General features: G+C 58.7%; 7 protein-coding genes. 3 read left to right on the plus strand and 4 right to left on the minus strand.

Features of this window, described 5'->3' with window-relative positions; translation table 11 throughout:
- The first annotated feature begins 162 nt into the window (after positions 1-162).
- The 3 genes from ACRESJ_RS05725 to ACRESJ_RS05735 all read left to right on the plus strand — a co-directional run bounded on the left by ACRESJ_RS05725 (position 163) and on the right by ACRESJ_RS05735 (position 3,748).
- Complete coding sequence (locus tag ACRESJ_RS05725) at positions 163-1,911, plus strand: flavin monoamine oxidase family protein (protein WP_431757037.1); 1,749 nt, start codon at positions 163-165, stop codon at positions 1,909-1,911.
- A gap of 665 nt (positions 1,912-2,576) precedes the next feature.
- The gene (locus ACRESJ_RS05730) at positions 2,577-3,128 is read left to right on the plus strand and encodes a cytochrome b (protein ID WP_431757038.1); all 552 of its coding nucleotides are present in this window, start codon (positions 2,577-2,579) and stop codon (positions 3,126-3,128) included.
- A 32-nt stretch (positions 3,129-3,160) separates the two neighbouring features.
- Entirely contained in the window at positions 3,161-3,748 is a 588-nt protein-coding gene (locus ACRESJ_RS05735; protein WP_431757039.1) for a YceI family protein, read from the plus strand.
- A gap of 158 nt (positions 3,749-3,906) precedes the next feature.
- On the opposite strand, the gene ACRESJ_RS05740 is transcribed toward ACRESJ_RS05735, so the two are convergent.
- The 4 genes from ACRESJ_RS05740 to ACRESJ_RS05755 form a co-directional block, all read right to left on the minus strand.
- On the minus strand, positions 3,907-5,790 hold the full coding sequence (locus ACRESJ_RS05740) for a DEAD/DEAH box helicase (RefSeq protein ID WP_431757040.1): 1,884 nt from the start codon (positions 5,788-5,790) through the stop codon (positions 3,907-3,909).
- A 223-nt stretch (positions 5,791-6,013) separates the two neighbouring features.
- Positions 6,014-6,829: a substrate-binding periplasmic protein gene (locus ACRESJ_RS05745; RefSeq protein ID WP_431757041.1), complete on the minus strand. Its 816-nt coding sequence runs from the start codon at positions 6,827-6,829 to the stop codon at positions 6,014-6,016.
- A gap of 193 nt (positions 6,830-7,022) precedes the next feature.
- A complete protein-coding gene (gene metF / locus ACRESJ_RS05750; protein ID WP_431757042.1) occupies positions 7,023-7,868 on the minus strand; it encodes a methylenetetrahydrofolate reductase [NAD(P)H] in 846 nt (281 codons plus the stop codon).
- A 160-nt stretch (positions 7,869-8,028) separates the two neighbouring features.
- The coding region (locus ACRESJ_RS05755) for an adenosylhomocysteinase (RefSeq protein WP_431757043.1) at positions 8,029-8,924 on the minus strand (896 nt) is incomplete at its 5' end.

Here is an 8,924-nt window from a genome sequence, read left to right on the forward strand (position 1 = left end):
CAATGCGTCGCGCGGGGACAACCCATTGCGTCGATTGAACTACTTTGTAAAGGACGATAGGCGCTGCTGGCGGGCGTCTGAAGCGTCACGTATCCTTCGCGGTTCTTGAGTCGTCTGGCTCGCAAAACCGCTATTTTTTCGTGTATTTCCGGAGTTCGCTGAATGTCTGTCGGATGGCTGCGCGCCTGTGCGCTGGTGATGTTGGGGCTGTTCAGCGTGTCTGCGCTGGCCAAGGATAAAACCGCGATCGTGATCGGGGGCGGGATTTCAGGCCTGACCGCGGCGTATGAGCTGCAGAACAAGGGCTGGCAGGTCACGCTGCTGGAAGCCAAATCGAGCCTGGGCGGTCGTTCCGGCATGGCCTCCAGCGAGTGGATCGGCAACGACAAGACCCAGCCGGTGCTGAACAAATACGTATCGACCTTCAAGCTCAGCACCACGCCAGCGCCTGAGTTCGTGCGCACTCCCGGCTACCTGATCGACGGTGTGTATTACTCCGCTGCCGATCTGGCCACCAAGGACCCGGTCACCGCCGATGCGCTCAAGCGTTTTGAGAAAACCCTCGATGACCTGGCACGCTCGATCGATGATCCGCTGAACCCGGCGGCCAACAATACGCTGCACGCCCTGGACCAGATCAATGTGTCCAGCTGGCTCGACAAGCAAAGCCTGCCTCCTACCGCGCGCCAGCTGATCAACCAGCAGATTCGCACCCGCTATGACGAACCTTCGCGTCTGTCGCTGCTGTATTTCGCCCAGCAGAGCCGTGTTTACCGTGGCGTGTCCGACCGTGACCTGCGCGCTTCGCGCCTGGCCGGTGGCAGCCCGGTGCTGGCCCAGGCGTTCGTCAAACAACTGAAAACCATCAAGACTAGCTCCCCTGTTTCGGCGATCACTCAGGACAAGGACGGTGTCACCGTCAAGGCCGGTAGTGTTGGCTATCAGGCCGACTACGTGGTGCTGGCCGTGCCGTTGCGCGCACTGAATAAAATCCAGATGATCCCGGCGCTGGACGCCCAGCATCTGGCGGCAATCAAAGGCACCAACTACGGCTGGCGCGACCAGATCATGCTGAAGTTCAAGACGCCAGTGTGGGAGCCCAAAGCGCGCATGTCTGGCGAGATCTACAGCAACACCGGCCTTGGCATGTTGTGGATCGAGCCAGCCCTGAAGGGCGGTGCCAACGTGATCATTAACCTGTCCGGCGACAACGCGCGGGTGATGCAGGCGTTCGGCGACAAGCAGATGGCCGACCAGGTGTTGATCCGTCTGCACGAGTTCTATCCACAGGCGCGCGGCTCGTTTACCGGTTATGAAATCCGTCGCTACAGCACCGACCCTTCGATGGGCGGCGCATACCTGGCCTTCGGCCCTGGCCAGATCAGCAAGTTCTGGCGTATTTGGGAACGCCCGATTCAGCGCGTAGCCTTTGCTGGCGAACACACTGACACCTTGTACCCAGGCACGTTGGAAGGTGCTCTGCGTACCGGTCAGCGTGCGGCCAGTCAGGTTGAAGACCTGGCGGCGGGCAAGTCGTTTGAACCTGCGAAAGTTGTACCGGCAGCGGCTGCTGCGGCGGCAGGCGCGGTTGCGGCGAAGAAGGGCAACTTCTTCACCAACCTGTTCGGCGGCTCGGATGATGAGAAGAAGCCAGAACCGGTCAAGGCACCTGAGCCGGTAGCACCACCAGCCCCAGCTCCTGCGCCGGCCCCGGTTGCCGCACCGGCACCGGTCGAAGCACCGAAACCCGCGACGCCGGTGAAAGCCGAACCTGCGAAGAAGGCACCGGCAAAAGCACCGGTGAAAAAGACCGAGACGAAAAAAGCCCCGGTTAAGGCGCCGGTGAAGAAGGCTGAACCGGCGAAGAAGCCAGCAGCTAAAGCGACGGCCACTGAGACCAAGGCTCAGTAACGTTCAGGCGTAAAAAAAGCGCGGCCCGAGGGTCGCGCTTTTTTTTGGCTCAGTTATTTCGTATGAGGTATTCCGCTTCTGCCTGTGGGGTGCTTTGTATCCAGTCCTACGCGCCTTGGAAAAATATCAGACGCTTCCCACACAACAATCAGAAGCTGGTGATAGGTAGCTTGTGATTCTAAATCTATGTTCTCGACAAATGGAGGACATATGAAAGCACTTGCACTAACGATGATGATGTTAACAATTTCTGGATGTGCCAATGGTCGAGTGGTTCTTCCTCTTCGAGGGCACAACCCTGAACTGACCCATAAATGTCATATTGATCCGTATTATCACGAGTGCCTGGATCCGCCTCCACTTTACAAAAGCTCTTGAACAGCACCACCAGGGCTTGGGAAGCAGATGCGATCTGCCGAAGGCTAGCGGCGACCAGCCGCCAGACCATTCTTCGAGAGTCACAAAGCAAAAATCGAATAAACCTTACGGCACAGGTGTTCCGTGGTTTGTATTCACTTTTTTCGAAAATTTCGACTTTAATCTTTCCTTAACTCGCGTGTTTCAGACTCTTGATCGTATTTCTCGATATTTCAAAGCAAAATTTTCCGCTTTAATTCGATAGATAACTCGATAGTCTTGGGCCAGCACTTACAGGGATCTAGGCAATGCAGCTACGAAACTCTACTTCCCGCTACGGCTGGGTCAGCATTTTCATGCACTGGGGTGTGGCTCTGGCGGTCTTCAGTCTGTTCGCGTTGGGGTTGTGGATGGTCGGTCTCGACTACTACAGCACCTGGCGCAAAGAGGCGCCGGACCTGCACAAAAGCATCGGCTTGGTGTTGTTGGGTGTAATGGTGTTGCGGGTATTGTGGCGCTTCATCAGCCCGCCGCCGCCCACGTTGACCAGCTACAGCCGCATGACGCGCCTTGGCGCCAAATTCGGCCATGGCTTTCTGTATCTCAGTCTGTTCGCTGTGATGATTGCCGGTTACCTGATTTCCACCGCAGAAGGTGTCGGGATTCCGGTGTTTGGACTGTTTGAAGTGCCTGCACTGGTGTCCGGACTACCGGACCAGGCAGATACCGCTGGCGTGATTCACCTCTACCTGGCGTGGGTGCTGGTAATTTTTTCCGGCCTCCATGCGTTGGCAGCATTGAAGCACCACTTTATCGATCGTGATGTGACCCTCAAGCGAATGCTAGGTCGCAAAGCCTGAAGTTCAACCTCGACTCCAAAGGAAAACAAAGTATGTTGAAAAAGACTCTGGCCGCTCTGGCAATCGGTTCCGCCCTGTTGTCCGCCGGTAATGCAATGGCTGCTGACTACGTGGTCGACAAGGAAGGCCAGCACGCCTTCGTTGACTTCAAAATCAGCCACCTGGGCTACAGCTACATCACCGGTACCTTCAAGGACATCGATGGCAAGTTCAGCTTCGACGCTGCCAAGCCTGAAGCCAGCAAGATCGAGTTCAACGTGAACACTGCAAGCGTGTTCACCAACAACGCCGAACGTGACAAGCACATCGCCAGCAAAGACTTCCTGAACGGCACCAAGGCGACCTTCGTGTCCACCAGCGTCAAGCCAACCGGTAAAAACGCTGCTGGCAAAGACACCGCTGACGTGGCCGGTGACCTGACCATTCTGGGTGTGACCAAGCCAATCGTGGTCAAGGCGACTTTCCTGGGTGAAGGCAAGGATCCATGGGGCGGCTACCGTGCCGGCTTTGAAGGCACTTTCGATCTCAAGCGTTCCGACTTCGGCAAGCAGAAAGACTTGGGCCCATCGTCCGATGCAGTTGAAATGTACGTGAGCTTTGAAGGTGTGAAAGCGAAGTAATGCTGAGACTGTAGGAGCTGCCGCAAGCTGCGATCTTTTGATCTTGTTTTTAAAGTTCAAAAGATCGCAGCCTGCGGCAACTCCTACAAGAGCAGTTCCTCGCAAAACAAAAATGCCCCGGCTCTCACGAACCGGGGCATTTTTATTACAGCGATAAATCAGCGATTGCGGGTCAGCAATGCCGGTTTTTCACCACGAGGGCGGCTTGGCAGTTGATCCAGCTGCTCAGGTGTCGGGAAGCGGTCAGCCTTCGACTCCTTGTGCATGATCTTCGGCGCGGGACCGCCGCGCGGGTTTTGCACGGCGGGTTCCGAACTCGATTGATCGTCGCGTGCCGGGCGGCGGTTGCGGGAGTCTTCGCGACGAGCCTGGCCATCACGTGGCGCACCGTTGCGAGGGCCACTGCGTTTGGCCGGTGGATTGCCGGTGCTGGTGCCATCGCTGCTGCGCGGACCGTTCTGGCGACCCTGTGGCTTGCCGCCACGTGGCGCGCCGGAACCGGCTGCGGCGCCTTGTGCCGGAGCACCTGGACGACGGCCACGGCCCTGGGCTGGTTTCTGCTGTGGCACGTAATCGACGCGGTTACCGAAGTTATCGACATCGTCGTCCAGGAACACTTCCGGATCACGATCAGCCGCCGCGCGTGGTGGCTGGCTTGGCTGACGCTGTTCGCGAGCCGGGGTGCCTTCGCGTGGCTTTTGCTGACGGGCTGGACGCTCGCCGCGTTCGCCCGATGCCGATTTTTCCTTGCCCTTGTCCTTGCCCTTGTCTTTACGACCGCCACCGCCACCGCCACCGCTGCCATTCGGACCGTCACCGCGCGGGCCGCGTGCATTACGCGGGTTGCGCATGTCCGGACGCTCGCGTGCTTCAGGCTTCTCGGCTTCAACGGCGCTGGCATCGAAACCCATCAGGTCGCCGTCGGCGATTTTCTGTTTGGTCATGCGTTCGATGCTTTTGAGCAGCTTCTCTTCGTCCGGAGCCACCAGCGAGATCGCTTCGCCCGAACGACCGGCACGACCGGTACGGCCGATACGGTGCACGTAGTCTTCATCGACGTTCGGCAGTTCGAAGTTGACCACATGCGGCAACTGGTCGATGTCCAGGCCACGGGCGGCGATGTCGGTGGCGACCAGGATCCGCACGGTGCCGGCCTTGAAGTCGGCCAGGGCTTTGGTGCGGGCGTTCTGGCTCTTGTTACCGTGGATCGCGACGGCGCTCAGGCCGTGTTTGTCCAGGTACTCGGCCAGGCGATTGGCGCCATGCTTGGTGCGGGTGAACACCAGCACCTGTTCCCAGGCGCCAGCAGTGATCAGGTGCGCCAGCAGCGAACGCTTGTGGCTGGCCGGCAGGCGGAAGACGCGTTGCTCGATGCGCTCGACCGTGGTGTTCGGCGGCGTGACTTCGATGCGTTCCGGGTTATGCAGCAGCTTGCCGGCGAGGTCGGTGATGTCTTTGGAGAAGGTCGCCGAGAACAACAGGTTCTGACGTTTGGCCGGCAGACGGGCCAGGACCTTCTTCACGTCATGGACGAAGCCCATGTCGAGCATGCGGTCGGCTTCGTCCAGTACCAGGATTTCCACGTGGGACAGGTCGACGCTGCCTTGACCGGCCAGGTCGAGCAAGCGGCCCGGGCAGGCCACCAGCACGTCTACACCGCGGGACATGGCCTGAACCTGCGGGTTCATGCCGACACCGCCGAAGATGCAGGCGCTGACGAACTTCAGGTCACGGGCATAAACCTTGAAGCTTTCGTGCACTTGCGCCGCGAGTTCGCGAGTCGGGGTCAGGACCAGTACGCGCGGTTGGCGCGGGCCGTGACGCTGGGACTTGTCCGGGTGACCATTGGGGAACAACCGCTCCAGGATGGGGAGGGCGAAGCCGCCGGTTTTACCAGTACCTGTCTGTGCCGCAACCATCAGGTCGCGACCTTGCAACACGGCGGGAATGGCCCGCTGTTGCACCGGAGTAGGCTCGGTATAGCCCGCATCTTCGATTGCGCGGACTAAAGCCTCGGAGAGACCGAGGGAAGCAAAGGACATGAGTAATCCTGTTCTAAGTTAGGGCTTGGCCCAATGGGAGTCTTGCCTGGCGCGAATGGCGTTTAAGAGGACGCAATCCCGTCCGGTCCTGCTTCAGTCACGAAGGCTCATCTGGAGCGCTCGCGCGGGCTGAAAAGCTGCGCTGTAGCGGGTTCGGGATGCCTTTACGATTCCGAGCGTCCGGGCGTGAGCCTGGCGGGAACGCCGGAGTATAACAGAGCAATCACTGCGCGCCGCTTTCCTGCTGCTCAACGGTTTTTGCCGTGGTGGCTGTGGCGCTTGCGGAGTTGACGGCGTTGGGCGGTGCGGCGCCGTAACGGGCACTCAGCTCCGCGTAGGCGGGCTCGCGTTTGAAGCGCTTGAGCTCGGCACCAAAGCGTTGAACCAGCAGATCCATGCCGGCATTGCGGCGCACGGCCAGAAACTGACTTTGCTCACTGATGACGGTCGGGTTTTCGGTGATCTTGTCACGGATTTTCAGTTCGTCGAGCAGATGTTGGCCGACCCGGCGATCGGTGATCAGCAGGTCGATCCTTCCGCGTACCAGTTTTCCGAAGTTTGCTTCATGGCTGGGGGCTGGCTCGCGGGTGAACAGTGTCGAGTCCCGGAAATCCTGGCTGTACAGGTAGCCCGGCGAGGTGCCGATGGTCAGGCCGCGCAGTTCGTCGAGCGTGCGGAAGGGATGAGGTCGTTCGTTGGCATAGAACATCACGAACTGGACTTGCGAAAGCGGTTCGCTGGGGTAGAGCAGGGTCGCATCGCGCTCATCGCTATGGAAAATGTCCAGGGCGCCGTCCGCCTGACCTGTTTCCAGCATTGAAAGGCAGCGCTTCCACGGCAGGAATTGCCATTCCACTTCAATGCCCAGGCGTTTGAAGACAATCGCCGTGGTTTCGTAGTCCAGGCCCATTGATTTGCCATTTTCCTCGTAGACGTAAGGCGCCCACGGTTCCGTGACAATGCGCAATTTCTCGCCCCGAGCGGCGAAGCTCAGGCAAGTAAAGACAAGCAGGGCGAATAACTGCGTGATCAAAGGCATGGGCTTGAGATTACGACGAGAAACGCGAAAGAGCCAGAAACTGCCAGCAGATGCTCTAACTCCGTGGATTGCCGCACAATATCAGTGCGTCAAAAAGCAAAAGATCGCAGCCTACGGCAGTTCCTACATGGAATACACATCCTTTTGTAGGAGCTGCCGAAGGCTGCGATCTTTTGATCCGACCTGACGCCTTTTAGCGTGGCAGCTTCAGGTTGTTCCACACCGCCAGGCTCGCTTCAGCCTGATTCAATGTGTAGAAGTGCAGGCCTGGTGCCCCACCCTCAAGCAGGCGTTCGCACATTTCGGTGATGACTTGCTCGCCGAAACGCTGAATGCTCTGGGTGTCGTCGCCGTACGCTTCCAGTTGCTTGCGGATCCAGCGCGGGATTTCCGCACCGCAGGCATCGGAGAAACGCGCCAGCTTGCTGTAGTTGGTGATCGGCATGATGCCCGGCACGATCGGGATGTTCACGCCCAATGCTCGTACACGCTCGACGAAATAGAAGTAGCTGTCGGCGTTGAAGAAGTACTGGGTGATGGCGCTGTCGGCTCCGGCGTTAGCCTTGCGCACGAAGTTGGCGATATCGTCTTCGAAGTTGCGTGCTTGCGGATGCATTTCCGGGTAAGCAGCGACTTCGATGTGGAAGTGGTCGCCGGTCTCTTCACGAATGAATTCAACCAGGTCATTGGCGTGACGCATTTCGCCGCTGGCCATGCCCATGCCAGATGGCAGGTCACCGCGCAGGGCAACGATACGCGTGATGCCGGCCGCCTTGTATTCGCTCAGCAGGCCGCGCAGGTCGGCCTTGCTGTCGCCTACACAAGACAAGTGCGGAGCGGCAGGAATTTTGACTTCGCTTTCCAGCTGCAAAACGGTGTTGAGGGTGCGATCACGGGTCGAACCGCCGGCGCCGTAGGTGCAGGAGAAGAAGTCAGGGTTGTAAGTGGCCAACTGACGAGCAGTGGCGAGCAGCTTTTCATGCCCAGCATCGGTCTTCGTAGGGAAGAACTCGAAGCTGTAGCGACGATCTTGGGACATGGGAATACCCTTGAAAACGCGTAAGCCTATGAAGCTTGCTAGTCCCATGTGGGAGCGGGCTTGCCCGCGAAAGCGGTGGGTCAGTCAACATCGATGCTGAATGTTCAAACGCCTTCGCGGGCAAGCCCGCTCCCACAGGGAGAGCAGGCAGCAGATCCGATCAGTAGCGGTAAGCGTGCGGCTTGAACGGGCCTTCGACGGTCACGCCGATGTACTCGGCCTGGGTCTTGGTCAGTTGAGTCACAACGCCGCCGAAGCCACGGACCATTTCCAGGGCCACTTCTTCGTCGAGTTTCTTTGGCAGTACTTCAACGGTCAGGCGCTCGGCTTTCTGGGCTGGCGACAGGTCGGCGTACTTCTGGCCGAACAGGAAGATCTGCGCCAGAACCTGGTTGGCGAACGAACCGTCCATGATGCGGCTTGGGTGGCCAGTGGCATTGCCCAGGTTAACCAGACGGCCTTCAGCCAGCAGGATCAGGTAGTCGTCGTTCTGCGGGTCGAAATCACCAGCACCGGTACGGTGAATCTTGTGTACCTGTGGCTTCACTTCTTCCCATGCCCAGTTCTTGCGCATGAAAGCGGTGTCGATTTCGTTGTCGAAGTGACCGATGTTGCAGACAACAGCGCGCTTCTTCAGGGCCTTGAGCATGTTTGCGTCGCAAACATTGACGTTACCGGTGGTGGTCACGATCAGGTCGATCTTGCCCAGCAAGGCTTTGTCGATGCTCGCTTCGGTACCGTTGTTGATACCGTCGATGAACGGCGAAACCACTTCGAAACCGTCCATGCAGGCTTGCATGGCGCAGATCGGGTCAACTTCGGAGACCTTGACGATCATGCCTTCCTGACGCAGGGACTGAGCGGAACCCTTGCCCACGTCGCCGTAACCGATAACCAGCGCTTGCTTGCCGGACAACAGGTGGTCGGTACCGCGCTTGATCGCATCGTTCAGGCTGTGACGGCAGCCGTACTTGTTGTCGTTCTTGCTCTTGGTCACCGAGTCGTTGACGTTGATGGCCGGGATTTTCAGCTCGCCCTTGGCCAGCATGTCCAGCA

Source organism: Pseudomonas sp. (assembly GCF_050739655.1).
GTDB lineage: Bacteria > Pseudomonadota > Gammaproteobacteria > Pseudomonadales > Pseudomonadaceae > Aquipseudomonas.

Bases quoted from the DNA above. Each gene is read 5' to 3' on its own strand.
- ACRESJ_RS05725 (WP_431757037.1), top strand. From the start codon at position 163: ATGTCTGTCGGATGGCTGCGCGCCTGTGCGCTGGTGATGTTGGGGCTG.
- ACRESJ_RS05730 (WP_431757038.1), top strand. From the start codon at position 2,577: ATGCAGCTACGAAACTCTACTTCCCGCTACGGCTGGGTCAGCATTTTC.
- ACRESJ_RS05735 (WP_431757039.1), top strand. From the start codon at position 3,161: ATGTTGAAAAAGACTCTGGCCGCTCTGGCAATCGGTTCCGCCCTGTTG.
- ACRESJ_RS05740 (WP_431757040.1), bottom strand. From the start codon at position 5,790: ATGTCCTTTGCTTCCCTCGGTCTCTCCGAGGCTTTAGTCCGCGCAATC.
- ACRESJ_RS05745 (WP_431757041.1), bottom strand. From the start codon at position 6,829: ATGCCTTTGATCACGCAGTTATTCGCCCTGCTTGTCTTTACTTGCCTG.
- metF (WP_431757042.1), bottom strand. From the start codon at position 7,868: ATGTCCCAAGATCGTCGCTACAGCTTCGAGTTCTTCCCTACGAAGACC.